Raw genomic sequence first — 239 nt, 5'->3', positions numbered from 1 at the left:
GCGTACGGGTCCGGGGGTGGACCCGCGGCGGCTGGTCCAGCGGGTCGAAGGTGACGACGACCTTGCCGATGTGCCGCGAGTGCTGCAGGAGCTGGAACGCCTCGTCCACGCGGGCGGCGGGGAAGGCGGTGTACGGGAGGCCGACGGAGGTGCTGCCGCGGTACATCTCGGCCAGTTGCTCGCACATCCGGGCGTGGGCCGGGTCCGCGGGCGCCACCTGCGCCACGTCCACTCCGAAG

Annotated in this window: 1 protein-coding gene; it reads right to left on the bottom strand. The window is 73.6% G+C overall.

Translation table 11 applies throughout. From position 1 onward, the window contains the following. The coding region (locus ACSNOK_RS36065; RefSeq protein WP_436784870.1) for a hypothetical protein at positions 1-226 on the bottom strand (226 nt) is incomplete at its 3' end. Positions 227-239: the final 13 nt, after the last annotated feature.

The organism is Streptomyces sp. URMC 126, from assembly GCF_051386555.1.
Lineage (GTDB): Bacteria > Actinomycetota > Actinomycetes > Streptomycetales > Streptomycetaceae > Streptomyces.
This window is presented reverse-complemented; position numbering and strand designations above follow the sequence as displayed.